This window comes from Paenibacillus sp. Soil724D2, from assembly GCF_001427935.1.
Lineage (GTDB): Bacteria > Bacillota > Bacilli > Paenibacillales > NBRC-103111 > Paenibacillus_E.
Window position 1 is genome coordinate 25,121 of record NZ_LMRY01000060.1, and the last position, 23,704, is coordinate 48,824.

Below are 23,704 nucleotides of genomic sequence, written 5' to 3' on the forward strand. Positions count from 1 at the left end.
TAATCAGCAAGACTCTGTACTACATTTGACACTCCATCTTCCTCCTAATCTCACCTGTGTTAACTGCTGCTCAATTTATCAATAGCTTCTTTTTCATTTGACAAGAAAAAGATATCCTTCCCCTTGTTACACTCATAGATGAAATCCTTCAAGCTTTCACTTGAAAAGATAGAAAAATCACCAACGATTGCAACTTTCTTTCGATAATTTATGAATTTTTGTAATATTTCTCCTGCAAGCCGTGTTTTTAAATCGAAAAAGTCCTCACTTAATGCCGATCGATTTAAAATGATACGATCACATCCTGCTTCAAATTGTACAGTTGCCATTAAATCTAAAGCCGACTGAACATCAGTTATCAATATTTCGTTGTTTTCAACGACGGCCATTTCTACATCGTTCTTTTTGATTGTAATTATTTTCATATTCATCCTCCATGCATCATTCAACTTTTAGTTAATCTTCTGACATAATCCTCACAGATATATCGATTATCCTCATTATTCAATGGAGGGATATTCGCTACTCTAAAGAAGCTTAGTCCAACCACCATCGCCAAGAGGCCGTAAGCAGCGCTTTTGGAATCGTCCACCTTCATTTGCCCCGAGATGTTGCCGTATTCAAAGATCCTCGCAATGCCGTGAAGATCTTCCATATAGCTTTTGGATACTACCTCTTGTAAATTGCGATCCAATACAGCTTTGGAGAAGAACTGAAGAAAAAGTTTCGCTTGATCTTCATGCGGAATAAACATCCTCTCAATCCCATCAAGTTCCGAAACATTGACCGTCTTTTGCCTATCATCGCTATATGGCGGGAGGATGTGCTTCAACGTGACATCGATCATTTCCTCTGCTTTCATTGTTTTCTGGATTTCTGATTGGATCTTTAAGCCATAATAGGCTATGAACGACTTAAAAGCTTCTATGATTAAGTTATCTTTATTCTTAAAATAATAAGTGACAACGCCCTTTGAGCAACCCGCATACTCAGCAACTTTATCCAGAGTCATGCCATCAATCCCGTGTCTGCTGATACAAATGAGTGTGGCGTTAATAACGTCTGCTCGACGTTTTGGCTCCATTCCTACTTTAGGCATTTTTCTCCTCCTCGTTCATCCGAGTTTTTTTATACCGTATGGTCAGAATAAATAAAATGTAACCTTAATTTTCACTTATGTCAAACCAGGATTCGATTCATATATGGAGCCTAGGGGGATATATGACTCTTGATTAAACTTGCTGACAATGCTTACTCGACAAGGACAACCTAGCATGTATCCCTGCAAGTAAAAGTGCTATAATTAAATGATTCAAGATGCAATTCAGTCCACGAAAGGGAAGGAGAAACAGCCATGAATACAACGCAATTGGAGCGTATCCATACGGGAAAGGGCTTTATAGCTGCCTTGGACCAAAGCGGCGGAAGTACTCCTAAGGCTTTGCTGCAGTATGGCATTAAGGAAAACAGATATTCAAATGAAGAAGAGATGTATGCATTGGTGCATGAGATGAGAACGCGTATTATTAAGAGTTTCGCGTTTGATTCCCAGTACATTTTAGGAGCGATTTTATTTGAGAACACAATGGATCGTTCCATTGACGGGCAATTTACAGCCGATTATCTTTGGGAGAAGAAAGGCATTGTGCCTTTTCTAAAAGTCGATAAAGGGCTCGCCGACCTTGAAAACGGGGTTCAGCTCATGAAGCCCATTTCCGGTTTAAACGACCTTCTGAAGCGGGCGGCTGAGCGAAACATCTTCGGGACTAAAATGCGCTCGCTTATTAAGGAAGCCAATCCTGCCGGAATCAAAAAAGTCGTTGAGCAACAGTTTGCCATCGGTAATCAAATCGCCCAGATGGGTCTGGTTCCGATTATCGAACCGGAAGTTGATATCCACAGCGCAGATAAGGAAACATCGGAAAAACTATTAAAAGATGAGATATTCGATCAATTATCCAACCTTGGCAAAGACGTAAAAGTCATGCTAAAACTCTCCATACCGACGGAAAACAATTTCTACAGCGATTTAATGGAGGATCCTCGTGTTGTACGGGTTGTGGCTTTATCAGGCGGCTACACGCAAGCGGAAGCAAACGAAAAGCTGGGACATAATCATGGATTGATCGCCAGTTTCTCCCGTGCCTTATCGCAGGGACTAACCGTCGAGCAAACAGAGGATGAATTCAACACGATGCTTTCCAAAACCATTCGTGACATTTATGAAGCCTCCATCAAATAAGGGAGTTCACTTGGTCATTCAAGCGAATCCAACAAATAATAAACGACTCCGAACTTATTAAAAGCTCGGGGTCGTTGCTTGTTTGCTGACGAAGTCTATTCACTCATTGACCTTTCGCTGTTAGCAATGAGCTCTCCTTCGATAAAAACGGCATCTCTGCCGTTTTCTTATCTAACATTTTCCACACGATCTTTTTCTTCATCAAATTTCACTCGACCGCTTTGTGTACATCTAAGATAATGGCGCCTTATTATATCCTCTGTCTTCGTAAGGCTGCAATTTCTCCAGCCACCGCTTTTCCATTTGTTTAAGCTCCCAGCGCACGTCAGTAACTCCGTCAGCTTCCTTCTGCTCTAGTACCTCATAGGTGAAAGTTTCAGCCCCTAGTTCTTTCCAATCTTTTTGCAATTGGGCATTTGCGAATCTTCCCATGTCCAATTGCATCTGTAAGGTCATCCATTTGTTTTTCAGGTTGGGAAAGCTATCTACGTAGATTTTGCCATTGGCCTTGTTTGTTATTTGTATGGCACCCATGTAGGTCTTAATCTGCTTGTATTCTTCCTGAAGCTCCTTGCGCTTGTTCTTATCCATGCATATTTCTCCTTTCTGGTCCTATAAATGATGACAACGATCACAAATACCGGGCGATAATCCGAACCAACTTTGAAGGCAACTCTGTTAGATTTGTAATATCCAAAAACTTCTCATTCCCATAGATTTGATTAATCACTTCCTTGTCCTGGCCAATTGCCGCTGCAAGAAATGTGATTCCTTTCCGTTCATATTCGGCTATGGTTTGTTGCATATCTTTGATTGCATAATTTCCGGTATAATCATCCATTGCTTTGGGTTGCCCATCACTTATGCTGATCAATAATTTGGTCTGTTGTAGTGAACCCGCTAATCGGTCTGCCATAATTCTGAGAGCCATTCCATCACGGTTATTACTTCTAGCACGAATCCCCATAAGTCTGAATCGGTCATTGGCATCTGTTTTATCAAAATCGGTATACGCATAAATCGACATTTGCTCCTGCTTGGACGCATCCGCGGTATCCCCATAGATCAATATGGGAATATGACACATTTGACAAAATTCATATACGGCTATCACTGCACGCTTTGCAGCTTCTAATCTCCCAAAAGCTGACATGGATGCTGACTCATCAACCCTTAGGCCGACCGCAAGAGAGGGGGATTCTGTTGGAGGACGTTTCTTGGCAAAATACCTAAAATCTCGGTAAGCAACGCTATCCGCTTGAAATTTGCTGCCATAAAATTGATTCCTTGCAAATTCAGAGGAAGTCTCATGTTCCAACAGCGGAAGTGTCTTTCTAGCAATCTCACGTACGACAGGCATGAGTTCCTTACTTAGACTGATATATTCCTGCTCAGATTCATAACCGTAATCCGGGCGGTGAACAATGAGCTTAACCTTTTTATGAATAGAATCGGATACAACCTCCCTTGCGTCGCGATTCAGCTTTTTACGGAAATCCCGATCTTTTTGTTTCGCATCGTCTGACATTGTTTCAGGATTTGACTGATGATATTTGGGAGTACCGTCCTCCCCCATTTCTGAACTTTCCATATCGGTAGAATCATCAGAAACGTCGGAAGTACTTTCGTCACTATCCGCAGATTTTTTTAATACGATCCCCTGTTCCTCCACCTTCTTGTTGTGGTCAAAATCAGTATCGTCGATGTTTCCACATGTTCTTATCTCTACCTCATCAAAAATTCTTTTTTTTTTTAATTCCATCTCAATTTGATCTAAACCCGCTAACAAACCATGGCTTTTCAGTGCTTCTTCCAATAGTTTGATTTCTTCGGAATCGGTTGTAATCTTGTAGATGACTTTATGATATAGGGATTCTTTTGCTGAAGCACCCCCTGCAACGGCATCTGCCCAATAAAAAAATGAACGCATACCCGCCACGCCTTTAATTGCATTAGCACGGGCTGTTTTGTCCAAGATAATAATGATATCTGCTAAAACATCCAACACCTTTTCGTCCCTATAACCAGTTTTGGACATAGCCCGTTCAATCATAATTTCTTTGGTTGGCAGGTCCATCTTTTCCGTATGCTGAACTCTGTCACGCAGTGCTTCATTTAGCGGCCTAGTCCCTGCATAACTTCGGTTTGTTGTGATAACCGCTATGAAATCCGGGTGCCTGCGAATGATTTCTGTGGGAAGGTTAATGCTGCCATCCAGTTCTAAGGCAGAATTGAGTGCCATTAACACCGCGGCATCCCGGATAACGGTTGGTTCTTGGATTTCCAGAAGATAGCCTTTTTGATAGGCTCTGACGATTTCGGAGGGGTAAAATCGATACTCAACCACATCGTCCTCCTTCAAAACGGATTGCTCCGCAGACTCCACCTGTTCTAATCGCTCAGATGAAATTACTGGCAAAATAGCGCCAATGATATCTGATTTATCCATATCGGCAAAACAAGTCACTTTCGTATAAGGCAGCCCGAATTCAGCCGACAATGCTTTGGCAAGTTGTGTTTTACCGGAACCGGCGTCACCTTCTAACAAAATATTGGCGATTTTCATTTCCCCTCGATGCCAGTTTCGCTTAATTTCTTTGCAAATACGCAGTTCTTCTTCACTTACCTTATGAGATAACGGCTTTTTCCAAATAAGTCCTTTTTCTATATCCGAGAGTTGTCTCGTTGGCGACAATTTATATTCTTCCTGATTGTTCATACCTTTTCACCTTTCCTAAATTGGTTAATACCCCATTTCCTTCAGAAGACTGGATAAGACACGAAGGCGTTCTCCAATCATTTCACCATCATCATTAAGAGCCTGAGCAAATAACTTAATATCATTATCAATCATGGGATTTTCTGCACACACGGAGACACTCATAGCATCCCCTTGCAGCCCAATGCGGTCAATCATCGTGTTATCAGGGTCATACATTTTCGGGAAACGATAGGCATCCTGAAAATATAAGCTGCTTCTGCAAATCAAAACGGCAAGGTCAAGAACACGGTGCATAGGCAACTCCTCCGACTGCCTTGACCATTTTTCCCCTGTGTATCTCCACACTTTTGCCGAGATCTCGACCTTCCCCCTATCATTCCACTGGGCCAATCCCAGGGATAAACCTTTTGCATCCGTATTCCCGGCATACCGGCCGTCAACCTGCTCATAATTTTCTGAAACGATAACAGGCTTATGTTTTAAAGTCGTTGGTATTTTCATTTTATCCACACTCTCCATTTTATGAATTACTTATTTACTAAATTACTAATTTACTAAATATAAAATTTATATTAAACTGCATTCCATCATCTGTCAATCCGGTTATATGACCAAAAGTTGTTCTTGGAAAGGTATTTTCTATACACCCATTACCAACTTATGTCTTTAAAATATAAAATGCCGCAATCAAGCGGCTTTTAACATACCCCAATAAAAGGAAAAACCCCGCTATGACAGCAAGGCTAATGCGTGCAAAAAGGGTAAACCCAATTGACTAAGGCTACCCGTTAATTGTTGAACTAAAGTTTCCCCTAATTATTTTATTTTTGCTAATCCTAATGCTAGGTGCTCCCAAAGAACTCCTTCAACTAATTCCTCTTGACTCTCATCGCAATCGATAATCAGGATTACTTCTGAGTTTTTCCCTTTTAACACTCTCTTCTTCTTTTTATAAACTTTATATATGTATAAATCAATTAAAACACCAAGGACAAACCCTGAGACTGCTCCAATCAATCCCCAATAGATAGGCCCCCACTCAAGAACAAACCCTCTACTGGCACCTATTACTGAAAATATGACAGCAAGTCCCATTCCTTTTCCAATAAAAGAAACTCCGTCGGACTGATGGATGGTATCAAATAATTTACGTTCTACCGAACGATTATCTAACGGAACGGCAAATATATCTGTAATACCTTTTTCCTCTAATTTTGCTATAGCTAATTCAATGTAACTGGAATGTTCAAATGTGGAATAAATTTGCACTTATTTCACCTTATTTCCTTTCATTATCATAAAACCTGATGGTTGATAATTTTTCTTCAAGTAATTCTTTTGTTCTTGTTCGAATAATTTATTGTTTTCTACTGCGTTTGTATAAGAATCATAAATTGTAAAAAAATAAAAAGATGGTAAATATAAAAGCCATTGTGCATTTAATACACTTGTGGATTTCGAAATATTCCCTAAGAGCAAATAATGAAACGCTTCAAGAAAATGTGAATAAAAAACAATGATTACGGTCATCACGAGATTGAAGAAACCAAGGACGAATCTGTTGATATATAATTGTCCCACACTGGGTATTGTCAGTGAGCATAAAAAAGCGAGTAAAGGGTTCTTTTTGTCAAGGTAATTGATTTCTAGTGCACCAATACTAAATGTATTAAATGGCGCGTTTTCTCTTTCAGCAAGAAGATAAATTTTATTTAAATCCACCGTTGAGCGATAACTGTCCCAGATAGCAAAAATATAAACAGGAATGTATAAATGCATCATCTTTACATCTAGAACTGCTTTTGCTGATTCAATATCCCCCATAAACGAATAAACCATAGCTAAATTTAGATGTGTTATTTGATTGATAAATAGTTCCCATAAAAACAAGAGCATTCCTCGAATATATTTGGATAAAAGCAGGTGCCCGAATCCTGGGAAAGCCACAGACCAAAAAGCAACAATGTAAGGGCTTTTTAAATGTAGTTGTGTTGTCCCGAAGATACTTACATGAGCTTTATAACGACGATTATTATTAGTGTTTGTGAAATTATCCAATGTCTCACCCTTATCTGCACTTTCGAAACATTATTCCCAAATTATTGATACTTTAACAATACCAAAAAAAAACCCGCGCTAGGCGCGGATTCATTAGATCTAGCAACTTTTCGAGTTCTGTCTAAGCACTTTCTCGTCATGCGCTTCATATACCCGTTAATCACTACTTTCTTCGTTATTGTTATGGCCCTGGTCTTGAGGCACCTTAACAGTTGCCGTTGCAATAGCTTTATTCCCCGCTAGGTCTGTAGCTATATACGTTATGGTATATACCCGTCCCGAACCATTACCTGTTCTTTCTGCACGAAGTCTAAAAGATGTATCAAACGTGCCATATTGTGCATCTTGAATATCGTCTGGTTCTACTTTCTCGTTACTTGAAATAGAAGTCAGCACGATGGAGTCGATTTGGGACACATCATCAATTGCATAAACACTGGCGGTAACTGTTACCAGCTTTTTATTCGCAGGCCACAAAGTGGTCTTATCCAATGCGATACTAAGCATTGGGGCTTCTTTATCAACCTTCAGCGATATCGATTTTACTGCTTCTTCATTCCCAGCTTGATCGATACTCTTGTATTCAAGAGAATGGACGCCGTAAACAGACCAAGTAACGGGCTGAGAATAAGTAGACCACCCAGATCCGTCGATACGATATACCGTTTGAGTGACCGATGTGTTATCAGTAGCCGCAAGCGTCACCGTCGGGCTCGAGATATACCAGCCGTTCTTTCCGTCAATTGGACTTGTAGCAGCGGTGGTAACCGGTGCCTGTGCGTCTAATTTAATGATCGTTGACTTTACTTTACCAGGAATTCCTTCCTCACCAACTCTGCGGTACTCAACAGTATGGGTACCATCCGTATTAACATTAATCGCCGAACTATATGTTGTCCAAGCCCCTTGATTTATACGGTATTCGATCTTGTTGTCTTCGGGTATTCCGTTCACAGTTTCGATGGTAACGTTAACCGGATGTATATACCAGCCATTTTGGCCGTCAGGTTGCTCAGGTGACACTTTTGCCTCAAGCTCCGCAATGACAGGTTGAACATGAAACGTGGCAGTGGCAATCGCGTCGGCATTTTGGCCACCGACAGTTACTTGATACGTCCCCGGAACTTCTTGACTGGTCTTATAAGTAAACTGGAAAGCTCCACCTGGGCCACTCCTACTTTGATTCAAATAATCCAATTGATTCAATGGGCTTCTTACTTGTATGCTGACGATTTGCCCTTCCACTGAACCTAAATGGCCTGAAACCGTTGCGATTCGGGTGATGTTATCAAACGATGCGCTTACCGTCAAAGATGAAGCTATCGCAAGCGGAGCCATCATCCCGAAGCACAAAAGGAGCGATAAAATGATTATTGACCATCTTCTCAATCGTATTCCTCCTAATATAGGGATCTTTGAGTGCGCTGCAAAGTCTCACTGCTTAAGGACTAATGATCGTGTTGGAAATCGGCGTCTGATCGGACATTTTATTAAGTGCATACATCTTCACTTTATAACCGGTGACATCCTTCGGTACATTTACAATCGCTTTGATTTGTTTATCCCCGTGGCTAGGAACTGTTTGAGTGATGAAGGAATATTTTACTTTCCGGTCATGTTGGTCATAAAGAGCGATTACAAATACACCGCTTTGAGCGATTTCGGAATTGTTATGAACGGTCGCAGTCACAATTGTATCCTGTGAACCTCTTAAACCGGAAAGCGCGTTTCCACTCAAATCGCTTAAGATCAACCCCGAAAAAGCAAACAATCCGCTGCCCCAATCTTGAACATAGGTTATTGAATACGTATTCGTTGAATCGATCCCGTACTCATCAATAGCATAAACGATGATTTCGTTCGGACCTTCCTGCAAGTTTAACGGAACATTAAATGGTTCGTTTGCCAACTTGTTAGCTTTATTCAGCACCGTATTTCCGTTTATTTTAACCGTCACACTCGAGTTTCGGCTTACGCTAGCCAATAAGTTAAAGTCGGCAGCGTTTACTGTCGCAGGTATTTCACTTGTAATGACAACCGCGGATTTGTTATACGTTACTGTGATTGTTTTGGTATTAACCACGTCGCCGAGCATATCGCTCTTTGCAGAAATTGTGATCGCGTTAACTCCATCAACAAGCTGAATTTTATGTTCAAATTCCGAACCAGCTTCTGTATATACGGCGTCGACAACAGTTGTTCCATTATTAGTTACCGTCAATTTAGCACTATCGATCATATTCCCTTTTATCGTGTAAATTGGAATGTTAACTGTTTCGCTGACCGCATTGCTGACGGTAAATCCAGCAGAACGGTTAAAACTCACATTAGAAAATGTGGCAGCCGTTAAATAATCAGAGTTGCTTGTTGCTTTACCTGCATCAACAGCCATACCGACATAGACTTGGTCCGGTAAATTCGTATTTGCAGTGTCAACCAGTGCCCAACTATTTTTGTCTGTAGAAACAAAACCGGAAATAACATTCTCATTTCTTACAATCTTCAACCAGAAAGGCGCTTTAAGCGTGCTTGATGTTACACTATTTGTACTGTACCTTCCACCAGCTGTGCTTCGATTCATAAAGAGAGCTCTTCTTCCGCTCGTATCGATGGTTTCATTTGGTTCCGGTGCTAATACAATAGCCGTAGCGGGAGAATCGGCTGCAAGACTGCTGCGAATCATTAATCCAGCCTTTGCGGTATCATCTATTTCGGAATCAAAGTTTACATACGCGAGCATCTCAAAGTTTCCTTGAACTGGCTGGTACACATAGTGGAATGAATCCGAGCCATTTCTCACCTCTCCGGATCCTTTTACCGTATAAGTCGTTCCTTCCAAACTAGCGCTGCCAGCAATCGCTACTTGGCCAATATCTTGTGATACCAGAGGAGCTGTGTTGTTAGGCCCGTTCACATAGATAATGCTTACGGCGGACAAAGTCATATATCCTGCGTTGTCTATCGCCTTTGTGTAAATATAATGCTCGCCTTCCGGCGCATTTTCCCAAGTGAAGGAATACGGTGCCGTTTTGTCCTCACCGAGCTCTTGATCACTGGAATAAAACTTAACCTTAGCTATCCCCTCCTTATCCGCCGCTTCAGCAGTGATCGTGATAGGAGTTCCAACTTGAAACGATGTTTGGTGATTAGGACTCGATGTCGTAATCGTTGGATTTTCAGAAACCAAAACAACCAGTGAATTGATATAATTTTCCAAGTTCGTGTAACCGTTGCTTGCGATCGCTGCTCCGTCCGTACTAACACTCGGATTTAGGCCATTTTCCGTTTCCCAGGTATCCGCGATTCCGTCGTGATCGTTGTCCTGAGGTGCAGGTGCGGAATTTAATTCGGGCAATCCTCCGTCGCTCTGGATCGAATTGGTAATTCTCCCAGAACCATTTCTGACATCATTCATAATCCTAGCATCCAAAGAATCTCTCTTAGGCAAAGAGGCGCCCGCACTTTCCAGCACTTTCTCATAGGCGACTTGCGCCGTGTCCGTAGTAACGGAACCGCCGATAGGGTCCGATGCGTCAGGAATAACCATAGGCTCAAACTTGCGAACTAAGGGTCCTTCAGGACTGATTGCTTTCCATGACCCATTGCTGTTTGTAACCCAGTTATCTGCCGAAACATCTGGTGATCCTTCCATATAATTGCCATCGATATACCATGTACCGCTGAATATTGCGCTGGACGGCGCGACGATCCGGTTTTTCACATTATCAAATGTACTCGGACCTGGCTTGTAGTAGTTGTTGATCATATTGATACCCGTTGCCTGCTCGCCGCCGTAGGCTGAGTTTGCACCCCAGTTATACACAACGTTATTTCGATAGTCGATTTTGGTCGGATAATTGTCCGGATCTGTTTGTCGGTCAAAACGAGGGTTTCTACTGTTATGATTGGCGATCAGATTATGGTGATAGGTCGCATTCGTCCCCCCCCATATCCCCCCGTAACCGTGCGCTCCTTTGCCGTGAATCGACTGATTCAGACTGTCGCTAATGATGCTCCACTGAACTGTAAAGTTTTTACGATTTTTCACAGTGAACGTCTCATCCGAGCTCCAACTGAAGGAGCAGTGATCGACAATAATATTGTTGCCCGAAATGTCAGCCGTATCGCTTAACACGTTAATGCCATTTCTAAAACGTATATATCGGATAATAAGGTCTGTTCCTATGTCGTTATTTCCGAACTTGACCATATACCCGCTAACAGCAATACCATCACCGGGTGCAGTTTGCCCTGCTATTGTCAAGTTCCCGGAAGTAATATCCAGTCCCCTCTTCAGGTTAATCGTACCGGATACTCTAAACACTACCGTCCGATTTCCTGTACTTACAGCATCTCGCAAAGTACCCGGAATAGCGGCTTCACCCTTCGAAGGGTCATAATCCTGTAGGGTCGTTACTTCATAAACTTGACCCCCACGGCCACCTTTTGCATACATGGCGGCTCCTTCAGCCCCTGGGAAAGCCGGAACTCTTGTTGTGGCAGTCGGATCGATTTTGATTGTTAATGTTTTTACAGCGCTCGCATTGCCTGCTTTGTCGACAAAACGATAGTCGATCATGTTCGTACCTGTTTGGCCGACCTCGAATTCAGTCGTATAGGCACCCCAATTTCCGCCATTTATCCGATACTGAACACGATTGTCCTCAGGAAGCGCTCCGTCCACTTCCATATAAACCATCACCGGTTTGGTATAAGCCCCATTTTGCCCGTCTGGCAACGCCGGTGAAACAGCAGGAGTAAGTTTTGGAAACATCATTGGAATGATGACCGATTTACTTGGATCCCATCCGTCAAACATTCGCGGAATCGTTAAGGCACTAGCCTCGTCAGCTGTCATTTGTGTTCCCATGACCCGCGTACCCGGATTTGCACCCGGACCGGTGCTGTTATATTCTCCATAGAAGAAAGGCGGAACTTGCATGGGCGTCCAGCCTTCAGGCTGTATATGACTATCCATCCAGGTATTGATGTAACGCGTAGATGGCTTATCCTGCCATGGTCTGCCCAAATAATGAAGACCATTGGTGGAACTGTCTTTCAGAAGCCTTGAATTGATAAACACAAGGCCAGGATCAGTTTCATTTTTTGTTGCAGCCGCCGTAACATAACCGCCTGAATCCGATGCATTTATACTGATTGCATCAACATGATCGAATACGGCTGCACTTGCCGGACCATAAATAAAGTCTGTGCGGCCCATAATCACACTGTTGCGATAATACTGTCGGCCGAGTCGCGGACTAGCCGTTCGGATACCCGCGTACAACGTATCTTGATAGCCGACAAGCTTCACATTCTCAAAAACGGCTTGGTCTGCGTTAACGGACAAGGCTAGAGCCTGACCGTCGCTTGGCTTGGAGTCATTTTCAATCGTCAGGTTAGCTGCAGTAAAATAATCTCCACTTACAGCTACGGTTGCGCCATTTACAGCTTGGTTAGGCATATCAGCGTTTGAAAGGTCGTAAACGATTTTCGTATCATCCCGTCCAGCACCCACAAGGCTCACATAAGGAGCGGTTACGATAGATCTTTCTCGATATGTACCCTTTTTCAAATAAATGACCGTACGGACATTATTATTAGCAGGAATGGTAGCGAGAGCATTAGTCACGTTTGTGAAATCGCCGCTTCCATCCTGTGCTACAGTAACAACCCTAGCAGGTGTGACAATAAGCTCATCTGTATGTTGGCTTTCACCGCTAGAATTTACAGCTGAGACGACATAATAGTACTGCTTCCCATTTGTAACCGTAGTATCCTTGTAAGTCGTTGAAGTCAGACCACTGCCAACGGCCGTATACGGACCGCCGCTCGTTTCGCCTCTTTTTAAAGAATAAGAAGCTGCTCCAGGAACTGCCGTCCATGATAATTCTACACTTCCGTCATTTGCTGTGGCAGAGAAATCAACAGGAACGGCAGGTGCCCCCGAAATCGGAGTATACGGAGCAGCTTTAGCCTGATTCGAGATCATGCTCTCCATTGTTGAGCCGACAGCTGTCACCACGTAGTAGTAGATCATGCCGTTTGAAGCTGAAGTATCCGTGTAAGATATAGTTGAAATATTACTTGCGATCGTTTCATACGGTCCGCCGTTTATCGTGCTTCGCTTCACCTTGTACGATACGGCACCCGATACGGAATTCCAGGATAAAGCAACCTGATTATCGCCTGAAGTCGCTGTCAGTCCTGTCGGATTCGTGAGTACAGATATTGTCTGCGCCATAGTCGTCATCGTTGAAGCTTCAGCATTCATAGTTAACGGGAATACGCTTAATCCTAGCAAAAGGCACATCCCTATACTTAGGGCCTTCTTCATGTGTTAACCTCCTTCAATAATCGATTCCTCGGATAAGGGCATCATACCGTCCAAACTGTCCCAAATAAATGCTTTCAAACTGTAACCACTCACTTCTGCAGGCAGCAGAAATCCAGTGCTCAACGTTTTGGTTTCTCCAGGGGCAAATTCTTCAATAAGTGTCGAAAAATCAACCATTTTCTTGTTCGCATCAAACAACACAACAAACAGCGTAATTTGCTTTGCATTCGGTGTTGTATTTGTTATTTGCTTCTGTGCAATCATATCCGTTGATGATACTAACGTCGTCAATTCCGTTTCGTTTAAATTGTAAAAATTCGGCTTTCCTGCCCAAAACGTATAATCGATGGAAAAGCTTTTCATACTCTCGTTACCTGCAGCGTCAATTGCGGAAATTTCCATTTGATTCATTCCTTCCGACAACTGCACCGGATATGAAAACGGAATGTTGCTCGATGTGTACACGGAATCTACAACCGATACGCCGTTGTTCTTGATCGTTACTTTTGATTCCTCATCTACAGTTCCTTGTACGTTGTAAAGAAAGTCTTTCACGGAAGTTGGTGGTACAGTCATATGAAGTACGGGTGCAACCGGATCAAAATGAACAATGCCAGAGATTTTATCCGAATAATTGCTGCCAGCTCTTCTTGCTATTAATTCAATGTTATTTGCGCCAGGAGTCAACTCGACATCCACAGAAAATTGATTCTGCGCTAGTCTGCTGTCATAGACAAGAGTTTGATTGTTATAGACAGCCAAGGTTACACTTGTTTCATCTAAGGAACCCTTCAATGTGTACTTGGATTTATTCGTCCAAGGTACGAATGAATCCATTTTCAAGCCAGTCGGAACCCGTTCAGCCATGACGAAGTAACCAGCGTTCTTGCCTGCATTATAATCGGTTACATTATTCAGACCCATTGTGACAGTTGATCCAGAGGCCATATCTTTTTGATAAATTTTGAATGTATAGGAAAGTGCCGGGTCGGCCAATTGTATGGTATCACCGGTATCCGTCCATCCCGAATCTGATGATAGCCATGTAGGCGGTGTTTCCCTTTGATCCATTGCCACATAAATCGAAGCCTTATCCCGAACTGGAAAAGTAGCAATCTGCATGCCTGTGGAGCTTCCCGTATATTTCATTGTATCTGCGTGTGTTTTGATCCAATCCATGCGGCTATACTTCTCTGGAAGAACGGTAATCTTGAGTGCAGACGTTCTGTCTGCAAATGGCTCGTCATCAACATGGAGACCGGAATTGATTGACCATCTGTTCGCATTGTAGTTGTTATATGCCGTAACGGTTCCGATGACGTTGGTGTCAGGAGTTTCGATCGGTGTAACGGCGTAGGGGGTGGCTGTAAATTCCGCAATTTCACCCTCATAATCTATTTTTGCTGTTTCATCCCTGGTAATTACGGCTACACCTACTATGTATGTCTTGCCATTCGTTAAAGCAACAGCCGTATTGGTCACAGGGTCCCAGATTTTGCTGGCCGAAGGAGACGCATATGGCGGAATAGATGTAGGAATAGATGTGTATGTCGCAGTCGTATACCAAGGATCTTCCGCTTTCTCCTTTATTTTAATACTATATTTGGAAGCCCATGCGTCCGGTTCTATCCACATCGCGATCGATTTATCCCGCCCAACCCAATAAGCGATTTTAGGCTTTGCTGGCATATAATTCGGTGGCGTATGCAAAACTTTGATGCTGCGGACATAAAGCTCGCCATTGCCCGCCGGGGTGCCGATGGATATCTTTTTCACATCAATGGCATCGTTTGTATTTTTTCTAGCAGAGATAAGCGTACCGTCAAACCACATATTAAATCTCTTTGTCAGTGTATTTAGTTCAACTTTTATCGTGTGCCATTTGTTCAATTGATAAGGTGTTTTGAGATCGACTGGAGCTGTATCAGGCCAATAAACCACACCCTTCGAAGAATCCAAACCCGCAATCACCAGCGATTTGGTGCCTGCAGCATTCGTGAGGTAAATAATCTGGTCCTTGGCTTTGGAAGTACCCGGCTGCATAAAAGTGATCTCTGCCGTTACTGTACCGGTTTTTGTCTCGCTGAAGGTTTTATTGATCAAGAACTGGCTGGTACCCGCACCGTTAACTGTAAGATGCAGTGCTTTTTGTTTAGCTACCGGATCAACCTCAACAACTGCGCTGCTCGTGGCGCCTGAAGGAAGCGTGGAATAATCAAAACCAAGCTGGGAAGCCGACTGTCCCTCTATTGCGCTAGAAAAATCTTTGTCCAGCAAAGTAGTTGGTTCAACAACTAAATCTGCGGCAGCTGCAGGAGGTTGCCCCAGCATTCCGACTCCTAGCAGAACATTAAACAACAACGCGAAACATAGTATTCGTTGAATTTGAATACGCAAATTTATACACCTCCAGATGCAATTTGTCTAACTTTCCAATGATCTACGTGAAAACTCAGTGATCCCCCCTTTCCAAATAAGGTTTTGATAGCGCTTGCATTTACTTGTGAATCTTTGATTCACATATCCGATGTCTTGATGCTTTGACTAAAATGTATAATAGAATGAAAAAAAAATCATAGGGCAATAATCCCATAAATATAGGTTGTTCATGACTTAAATCCCCTAGACCATTGGAATTTATAGACTGCTATTCATTCATCCAAACTTCTTCTACATCGAGATGTCTTAAATCGGGGCACAACAATTGGGCCCGTTACAGCCGATTTTGCAGCGAATGGGCTCAAAATGTTGTACGAACTGCAACTTCAAGTTGCAAAATAGCCTTTAGGCCTCCCAATTGTTGTACAGAATGCAACACTAGTATCCACAATAACCATAACCATTCATAAAGCTGCTGAACTGCTCAAGATGGCATGGGAGGCCAGTTATCTGAAATCTTACTTAAACATCACCCGTAACGATCACGACAGGTCCATATAAACCGCCGGTGGGAAACCATTCCTGCCAACCAAGCTCATCCTCATTTCGGCCTCGGTTCCAATAGGTTACCTCAGGATTTCCTCCCACCAGACTTGTTGGCTTGCCGATTTCGTAGTGTGTGCCAAGTGTGTTTGTCACCCGGATCCTAAGCCGATGTTTGCCTTCAGGCAATTTCGGCAGTGTGAACCGATATGGTCTCCAAAGCCTTACTCCTAAAGGCATACCGTCTACCCAAACTTCCGCGGTCCCCCTGACGTGCCCCAATTCAAGTTCGGCACCAACGTGAGATGAAGTCTCAAAAACAGTTTCGTACTCCACTGCGCCGCTATGATGGGGCAAACAAAGTGAGGTCCGCCAATCACCTAACGAGCCTTGTACAGGTGTCGTCTCGAAGCGAATCGGTGCAAGAAGAACGGCCGCTTCTGTAGACGGTCCATCTGGAGTTATTCTTACGGCAGCTAAGGCTCCAGCTAGCTGTGGCTCAAACTCCACATTGCCGCCATTTGCTGCGACTTCTGTGCCATTAATCCAAACACGCATCTCCCCTGCGCTTTCGATACGCATTCTCTTCGCTCCTATAGGCAGGGGAAAGCGCAGCCAAACGGGTCTTCCGTTGCAGGTAGGATCAGCAGAGAAAGAGAGCGGCTTCGGCTCGGGAACAGATTCAGGCATAAGCCAGCCCACCATCGGAAGCGGATGCGGCCTAGCAGAAATCCATAATGACTCCGTTTCCGCAAATTGGAGAACGGAGAAATGATGGATACCCGGAGCATTCCCTTGTTCGTCGAACCAATTTTCACCAGAGAAGAAAGTTATAGACTCACCATTCTGCAGCTCAATAACTCCGTCTACAAATACCTCGCCTTTCCCTTCGGGTAAAGCAACCCTGACTTCATTCATGCCGTATTGCCATAGAGCCGTAACATCTATTTCTTCCTGGCCTTGCCGGATGTAAGGGTTGAAATCCCCGTGCTCGGTCACATTGACACCGTTCACATAAAGTATGGCTCTCCCGTGAGCGGCAAACACGATTCGAACCCGTTGATATGGGTGATCGCGTCTGCTTTCGATGTGGTTCATCAAGCTGGATTGCAAATTAGGATGATGGATAAATAACCATTTCGGAAGTGGCAGATGTGCGATCGTGTTCACTTCAATGCCTGCCCTTATGACCCCGTTTCCGATAGCTTGTGCCCTCAACAGCAGCTCATTGCTCCCTTCTTGCAGCTCGATCCATGCCGTTTGCTCCTCGGGTCCTCCGCTCCATGCGATCTCCTTGCCATTGATATGTCCAGTAATGTTAGAGTTACTTTCTGACCGGATCCAGTAACGTCCACTCGAAGGTGAAATAATAAATGTTTTTGCCCAAACGAATTCTCTTTTTTTCAACTCACCAAGATTGAGAAATCGACGAGGAACACGACCCATACGGCCCGCCCAAGAACGCATGGCAAGATCTCCAAACACGTTACTGTACACTTTTTGAACAGAACGCAATTCGTCGAACTCTTCTCCATGGCATACATGCCAATAAGCGGATTCGCTCCACAATCTCGTCAACCAATTGGATTCATCCAAACCGGGTTTATGCCAGTCAGCCTTCTCCCCCTCTGTCTCCTCCCTCTCTAAGCGCACACTCATCATGCGTCGTTCGATCGGCATAAAGCCGTTATGTTCGCCATGCAAATCAAAGTCCCCGTACCGATTGTCCAAAGTGGGCTCCACTCGGATGCGCCAATCGCTAACTGCCAACTCCAGCCTTTTCCCTCTCGCTTCCAATTGACCGATTTGTGCTGGAAAGGGACGATTTGGGAAGTCTTCATGATTATTTTCCAATGCCGCAATGGTTGCATTCGGCTCAGCGCATACGATCAACGCAGCAGGCCAGGATGTGAATGAAACTTGCAATTCAATCCATTCGCCTTCGCGTTTATACGGAATCGGCTCCATAGATCCGTTAACCGGATCCCAAATTTGAGGCTCACGATCTGTTCTTAATCGGTAAACGGCAGACTCCGGTAATACGGTATCCGGACATGCTGGTTGATGCATGCTTAACAAAGCTCCGTTCTCTGGAAGAAGCAAGTAGATGTCGGCATCCTCGATTTTGCGATGCAAGGATTCACCTGGTCCCTCCACCCTTTTCGGAATACGGGATTCCATGAGTGCTACAGCATCCTCTGCTGAATCGACATATATGGCGCCAGCCAAATCCCGTTCAACTTCCGGTACATCAATAGCAATCACAAAACCGCCTTCATTCAACCATGCTTCGGTTCGTGCGCGTGCTTCCTCATCCATAACGGTTGTTCCGCACAAAAGTAAAACGGAAAAATGCTCATCCGCGATTTTTAGTTTGCCCTTTTCTGATGTAGCTTTTTGCAGAGCACTATCGTCTGCAATATCGAAATCAAGCTGCGCTTTCCTTAGCGCACCAGGCTGCTTGTGATCTCTGCGGCTCCAACTGCCTGTTATTTTCCTATATACGTTTTGGATATGGGCTACTTGATTGTTGTGCTCACGATTCGAGACCCCCATCGGATGCTCATTCATTTTCCCATCCGCCAAAGACAAGTATCCGCATACCGCATATGACGGGTAATGGACAGCAACGTCGCAAACGTGCGTCCCCTCACTCAATAAATAACAAATACGGCTAATCGAGTCGGCAAAGACCGGATAATGCTCGAAATAAGGCTGGCGCCATCCCGTATCGGGCGGAGCCCACTCCCACCAACCGCCACGGGTGCTATAGTAAACGGCATGGGGACTATATACGGTTGCTCCCGCTTGAAACCATGGGATCAACCAATGCATCGTTTCCTCCAATGTCCCGCCCCAACCGCTGGAATGGAATGCTTCTAAGAATACGCGTGAACCGCCGTGTAAATGCGCCATGGACGAATGCGGCTTAATTTCGCCATCCATGTCACTTCCTGAAGCGTTATACCATCGATGTGTCCGAAAATAATCCAAATAAAGCCGCTGCGCCCCGTTAGGATCTGCTCTTCTGGCTGGTCCGGCTTGATCGCAGCAAATGAGCATTCCGCGCTGCCGGTGCCATTCACCGAGTGGAATAAAGAACGATTGTTCTGCAAGCTCAGCAGCAAGACGGTAAACACGGCGACGCACTTGTTCAGACCCAGGAAGCGGATCATACAATGCCGGTAGAAGAGGCGTTAAATCCTCTTTAAACCTTTCTTTGTAACGATCCGTCAACTCAGGTGTCCACAGTGGCAGCGGAGGCAATTCGTCCTGAAAGCTTCCCGCAATCGTCTTGCCGAGATCGTAAGGGAAGCGGCGCTCCATTTCACCGTGAATCCGGTCAATCAATTGTCCCGTTGCCTTAGGATCGAGCCAATTGAAGCCCTGACGTACCGCAGCATACACATAATCGGTTGTTTCAAGAAGGACTTCCGAAGACTTAGGCATCTCCTCCCCATGCATGAATCGGCGTAATTGATACCCGCCCAATTCTGGATCCTCTGTCACAATACGAGACGGCATGTTGGATCCGGAAAATCCAATTTGATCATAAAACCAAAGATACATGCCCAATCGCTCTGCTTCGCGCAAAGCAATTTCGAACATGCACCACCAATCCTCGCTTGCAAACACGGGAAGATCGCTCACGGAACCATACTGCGGTCCTGTGGGGGCCAAATTAATAATGCCGATGTTACGCAGCCCTCCGTCGCGAAACTTTTTCATTTGCCAGCGAATTCGCTCCGCCGTCACCTCTTCAGCACTCCACCACCAGAAGGGGACCGGTCCGAAACGCGGGTCTGCATTAGCAAACTTTTTATGTAATTGGAATAAGTTCATATGTTCCTCTTCCTTCCCAGCTTCGAGAAAAAACTCCAGTCCTCAAACTGGAGTTTCGACGAAAAAGATTATTTGGCGGCTTTCTCTGTTTCAATTCCTTTGGTCGATTGTTCTTCGATCATCCGCAGCGCCGTCATCGAATCTTTGGATTCTCCAAAAATCAAAGGAGAGAACACATTATGGAGCGGCACATCAATATAGGTTAAGCCATTAGCACGTGCAGCCGGAGGCATGGCATTTTGACCGTAGAAAATCGACTGAACGTGCTTACCTTGCATTTGCGGCAGGTTTTTCCCAAACGCCTCTTGAACCGCAGGTGTCTGCAGCGAGCCGATAATGCCTTCTTTCGCTAAATTGACTTGCATCTCTTCGGAAAGCATGTATTGAATAACTTGGAACGCTTGATCCTTCTTCGTAGATTGCTTCGTAATAAAAGCCGCATACATATTCGGTTGCGCTTTCGTATTAGGAGCATCGGCGAAGGAAGGCATGGCGGCGATATCGAAATTCAAGTTTTTATTTTGCTCATACCATTGAACGATTTTCTCTGAAACATGGACACTCATCGCCATTTTCCCTTTTGGGAAATCGTCCACCGAAGTAAATTGATTAGCCGGTATCTCAAAGAACCGTCTTAAGTTGTCAACTTCCTTCTTCCATCCGTCCGTTGCGAGTACTGCCTTGTCCTCTGTCAAACTGAACGGTGATAGCCCGAGTTGATTATAAGTCATATACAAACCGGGATGCTGCTGGTAGCCCTTATACGTATTTTCTCCTTCAACACGAGTCAACTTCTTGGCCAATTCGTAAGCTTCATCGTAGGTCATGCCGTCTTTGGGATAATCGACTCCAAATTTATCAAAAATGTCCTTGTTGTAGAAAAGAACGAAATCGCTTAATTGGTAAGGCAATCCGTATATTTTCCCTTCCGGAGTTTTATTTTTCATCTTTGCCATGGCTGCTGGATTTAATTTGCTGGTATCGAAATTATATTTTTTGATCAATTCGGTCATATCGTATTGGAGATCGTTCTTAATAATACTCTTTTCAAAGTTCCCGCTCGAATTCTCGATGATGATATCGGGAATCGTACCGGCCGCGATCAGATCCTTATACTGTCGACCTGGATTATCCCAATGCACATGTTTAAAGGAGATATCAGGGAACTTTTTCTTCAGGTATTGCCCGATTTGCTTCTCGTAATTTTCTTCTTTCGCGTAAAAGGCTGGGTACACCGTATAAATGAACAATTCGTTATCCGGTGCTTTTGTTGATTTTTCGACTGTTGGACTTTGTGCTGTAGGTGTTGATTCACAGCCTGTAATAGCGGTGATTGCTATCGCAATCAAGAAGGATGATTTCAGATACTTTTTCATACTTTTTTGAACCTCCTTAGAGTTTTGCTTTTGTGAAACTTACATCGCAAGATTTGCTTAAACATTTTCTTTAATCTTACTTTATTACGAAATTGTAACGCTTTCATTGGGCGGTATTTCATTTATATAGGTCCATCATACTTTCAGTTCCCGCGCTAAATTCAGTTCTTCAGGTCTCATTGCCTTCAGCTGCACACTTCCTCCCTCAGCTCACAAAATCGCTGCTAACAGGCGAAGAATCATAAAGCTTGCCTTGCTCGGCAAGCCATCTATCCACATCAGGCAGATCGAAATATCGGAGCATCCCTGGAAAAATAAAACTTAAGGAGTCCGTTTCATCGTAAAACGGTTCCTTGATCCAATCGGAGATACTATTCATACGGTTCTCCATGCAAACATTCTGTACGCGTTCATCAAGTAAAGCCGCCAGTCCAGCGTATATGGCATATCGTCCGCTCCCATATAGTCTAATGTCCGAAGGATCGATATTGGATGATCCAGCTGCAAGCTCCACTGCCCGCAGTACATCGTATGTCCGTATGGCAGCCATACTGTCGCCCAGCCACATCATCTCGTCTGTATATCTGTCCATCATTCCAAATCGTTTGAAAGGTTTATCTGTAGGAGAATTCAAATGCGGAAGAAGCGGTCCGATCCCTGTTGGATTGAGCACCATGGCAAGCCGTCCAGAAGCACAAGTTTCTTCAATCCACTTGGCATGCGCTTCGAGCTGACTCGATCCGCCGTCCCAGACGGCAATAGTTACTGGGAGTTTATTACCCGCAAGCTTCGAATCGAAAAATTGTAAACAATGGTTTAATAATCCGGTCTGACTCCACCAGATCTTGCGGATCACCCACATATTCGCAACTTCCCCTCCACCAGACGGACGCGGGTTAAGGTCGCAATGCTGTCTGTCTGAAAGTACACGCATTCGAAGCCATTCGATAGAGCGCTTTTTTCTTTCGTCTTCTGGCAATGCTTCACGTGATCTCTCAAATTTCGCTAGCCGTTCCCTATTTTCAACGTGCGTGCTTTTCGCATTCTCCAACTCACCGATGACCTGCCCGCTTTGTGTACACCGGAGCTGCTCGGCAGGGATCAGCTTGATTTCTTCATTTGAATATTCGTCGGTACGTCCGAGCAAATGCTTGGAGAAAAACTGTGCCGCCGCATGTGCCAATGGAATCGTAAATCGATGAACATTTTCATCTTCGAAAACGTCTAGATCTTCACCTCGGCCATACATCTCCCAAAATCTGCGGTTTACAGCTACTGTATGCCTGGGACCTTCTATCGGGACGGAATCATACGTAGTAGCAAGAATGCGCACAGGCCGGGGAGCCATAGCCATCACAATGTCTTCATGATCGAAACCTAGCGCGGAGAAACCAGGCCATTTCTGCTCGGCATCTTGGGCTTTGCCGGTTAGCAGAAAATACGGCCGATTCATAATAAATCCGCCTGGCGCCGCTGCGGCAATGCGATGATCGTACATCATAACCAGCGAAGTCTGCGTTCCTCCGCCAGAATGGCCAGTCACACCTATACGGATCGGGTCGACCTCCGGCCGGGTACATAAATAATCTATTGCCCGTACGGCGTCATGAAGCATGTAGCGGGCTAAACTATCCCCTAACGGCATACACTGCCTCCCGACATTTTCATGTTCAGTAACGCTAGTCATTGGTGCCTGTTTGGATTCTGGATCATAAAATCCGAACCTCTCCCCCTGACCGATTGGGTCAAGCGACATCACGACAAGACCAGTATGGACCAAATAATGACAAACCGTTTGGTATTCGTCACAGTGTTTAGCCTGTTCACGATGCCCGCATAGAAGCAGAACCGCTCCACGAGGCTCAGTTAACCCGTCGGGTACATACAAATTAGCAGTCGCGTATACATGAGGCCTCGGTTCGAAAATGACCTTTTCAACACGGAAACCGTTCCCTTCAACTGTACCTGTAACTCTTGGATTTAACGGTGTATCCGAAGAAGGCATGCCACCGATGCAGCGTTCCAGCCCTTCGCGAATTTCCATCTGCCGCTGCTTAAGCATTGACTTGTCCTTGATAGCTGAACGTGCTTGTTCGCCCTTCTCAGCTGCGCGCATAGCGGATTCGTAAACCCAACGCGGAAGCTGGCTTTTCACATCAAAGTGAGCGATTCCCACATTCTCTAGATTCTCATACACTGTAGTT

The 23,704-nt window shown here is 44.3% G+C and carries 14 protein-coding genes; 1 reads left to right on the forward strand and 13 read right to left on the reverse strand.

Annotation, left to right across the window (positions count from 1 at the left end; genetic code table 11):
• Positions 1 to 59: 59 nt before the first annotated feature.
• Positions 60 to 425 carry a DUF4180 domain-containing protein gene (locus tag ASG85_RS35455; RefSeq protein ID WP_057303797.1) on the reverse strand — a complete coding sequence of 122 codons (366 nt, stop codon included), beginning with the start codon at positions 423 to 425 and terminating at the stop codon, positions 60 to 62.
• A 20-nt stretch (positions 426 to 445) separates the two neighbouring features.
• Entirely contained in the window at positions 446 to 1,099 is a 654-nt protein-coding gene (locus ASG85_RS35460) for a TetR/AcrR family transcriptional regulator (protein ID WP_060649371.1), read from the reverse strand.
• 255 nt (positions 1,100 to 1,354) lie between these two features.
• Here ASG85_RS35460 and ASG85_RS35465 point away from each other — a divergent pair, with 255 nt between their 5' ends.
• Positions 1,355 to 2,242, forward strand: coding sequence for a fructose bisphosphate aldolase (locus ASG85_RS35465; RefSeq protein ID WP_060649372.1), 888 nt, complete (start codon positions 1,355 to 1,357; stop codon positions 2,240 to 2,242).
• Positions 2,243 to 2,473: 231 nt separating this feature from the next.
• Here the strand turns inward: ASG85_RS35465 and ASG85_RS35470 are convergent, their stop codons facing one another.
• The 11 genes from ASG85_RS35470 to ASG85_RS35520 form a co-directional block, all read right to left on the reverse strand.
• Entirely contained in the window at positions 2,474 to 2,833 is a 360-nt protein-coding gene (locus ASG85_RS35470) for a GIY-YIG nuclease family protein (protein ID WP_060649373.1), read from the reverse strand.
• A 40-nt stretch (positions 2,834 to 2,873) separates the two neighbouring features.
• Positions 2,874 to 4,961: an AAA family ATPase gene (locus tag ASG85_RS35475; protein WP_060649374.1), complete on the reverse strand. Its 2,088-nt coding sequence runs from the start codon at positions 4,959 to 4,961 to the stop codon at positions 2,874 to 2,876.
• Between the two features lie 24 nt (positions 4,962 to 4,985).
• Positions 4,986 to 5,465, reverse strand: a complete 480-nt coding sequence (locus ASG85_RS35480; protein ID WP_060649375.1) for a DUF6530 family protein — start codon at positions 5,463 to 5,465, stop codon at positions 4,986 to 4,988.
• A 315-nt stretch (positions 5,466 to 5,780) separates the two neighbouring features.
• Positions 5,781 to 6,233: a hypothetical protein gene (locus tag ASG85_RS35485; RefSeq protein ID WP_060649376.1), complete on the reverse strand. Its 453-nt coding sequence runs from the start codon at positions 6,231 to 6,233 to the stop codon at positions 5,781 to 5,783.
• Positions 6,234 to 7,022 (reverse strand): hypothetical protein, encoded by a 789-nt coding sequence (locus ASG85_RS35490; RefSeq protein WP_057303790.1) that lies wholly within the window; start codon positions 7,020 to 7,022, stop codon positions 6,234 to 6,236.
• Between the two features lie 156 nt (positions 7,023 to 7,178).
• Positions 7,179 to 8,411, reverse strand: a complete 1,233-nt coding sequence (locus tag ASG85_RS35495; RefSeq protein WP_060649377.1) for an OmpL47-type beta-barrel domain-containing protein — start codon at positions 8,409 to 8,411, stop codon at positions 7,179 to 7,181.
• Positions 8,412 to 8,463: 52 nt separating this feature from the next.
• Positions 8,464 to 13,359: a pectinesterase family protein gene (locus tag ASG85_RS35500; RefSeq protein WP_060649378.1), complete on the reverse strand. Its 4,896-nt coding sequence runs from the start codon at positions 13,357 to 13,359 to the stop codon at positions 8,464 to 8,466.
• Between the two features lie 3 nt (positions 13,360 to 13,362).
• Positions 13,363 to 15,690, reverse strand: a complete 2,328-nt coding sequence (locus ASG85_RS35505; protein WP_162257310.1) for a hypothetical protein — start codon at positions 15,688 to 15,690, stop codon at positions 13,363 to 13,365.
• Positions 15,691 to 16,260: 570 nt separating this feature from the next.
• On the reverse strand, positions 16,261 to 20,124 hold the full coding sequence (locus ASG85_RS35510; protein ID WP_060649380.1) for a hypothetical protein: 3,864 nt from the start codon (positions 20,122 to 20,124) through the stop codon (positions 16,261 to 16,263).
• Between the two features lie 68 nt (positions 20,125 to 20,192).
• Positions 20,193 to 21,500, reverse strand: a complete 1,308-nt coding sequence (locus tag ASG85_RS35515) for an ABC transporter substrate-binding protein (protein WP_060649381.1) — start codon at positions 21,498 to 21,500, stop codon at positions 20,193 to 20,195.
• Positions 21,501 to 21,705: 205 nt separating this feature from the next.
• Positions 21,706 to 23,697: an alpha/beta hydrolase family protein gene (locus tag ASG85_RS35520; protein WP_060649382.1), complete on the reverse strand. Its 1,992-nt coding sequence runs from the start codon at positions 23,695 to 23,697 to the stop codon at positions 21,706 to 21,708.
• Between the last annotated feature and the right edge of the window lie 7 nt (positions 23,698 to 23,704).

What these genes read in the sequence shown, in the direction of transcription:
- ASG85_RS35480 (WP_060649375.1), bottom strand. Translation starts at nt 5,465, where the DNA reads ATGAAAATACCAACGACTTTAAAACATAAGCCTGTTATCGTTTCAGAA.
- ASG85_RS35475 (WP_060649374.1), bottom strand. Translation starts at nt 4,961, where the DNA reads ATGAACAATCAGGAAGAATATAAATTGTCGCCAACGAGACAACTCTCG.
- ASG85_RS35470 (WP_060649373.1), bottom strand. Translation starts at nt 2,833, where the DNA reads ATGGATAAGAACAAGCGCAAGGAGCTTCAGGAAGAATACAAGCAGATT.
- ASG85_RS35460 (WP_060649371.1), bottom strand. Translation starts at nt 1,099, where the DNA reads ATGCCTAAAGTAGGAATGGAGCCAAAACGTCGAGCAGACGTTATTAAC.
- ASG85_RS35500 (WP_060649378.1), bottom strand. Translation starts at nt 13,359, where the DNA reads ATGAAGAAGGCCCTAAGTATAGGGATGTGCCTTTTGCTAGGATTAAGC.
- ASG85_RS35465 (WP_060649372.1), top strand. Translation starts at nt 1,355, where the DNA reads ATGAATACAACGCAATTGGAGCGTATCCATACGGGAAAGGGCTTTATA.
- ASG85_RS35505 (WP_162257310.1), bottom strand. Translation starts at nt 15,690, where the DNA reads ATGCTGGGGCAACCTCCTGCAGCTGCCGCAGATTTAGTTGTTGAACCA.
- ASG85_RS35455 (WP_057303797.1), bottom strand. Translation starts at nt 425, where the DNA reads ATGAAAATAATTACAATCAAAAAGAACGATGTAGAAATGGCCGTCGTT.
- ASG85_RS35515 (WP_060649381.1), bottom strand. Translation starts at nt 21,500, where the DNA reads ATGAAAAAGTATCTGAAATCATCCTTCTTGATTGCGATAGCAATCACC.
- ASG85_RS35510 (WP_060649380.1), bottom strand. Translation starts at nt 20,124, where the DNA reads ATGAACTTATTCCAATTACATAAAAAGTTTGCTAATGCAGACCCGCGT.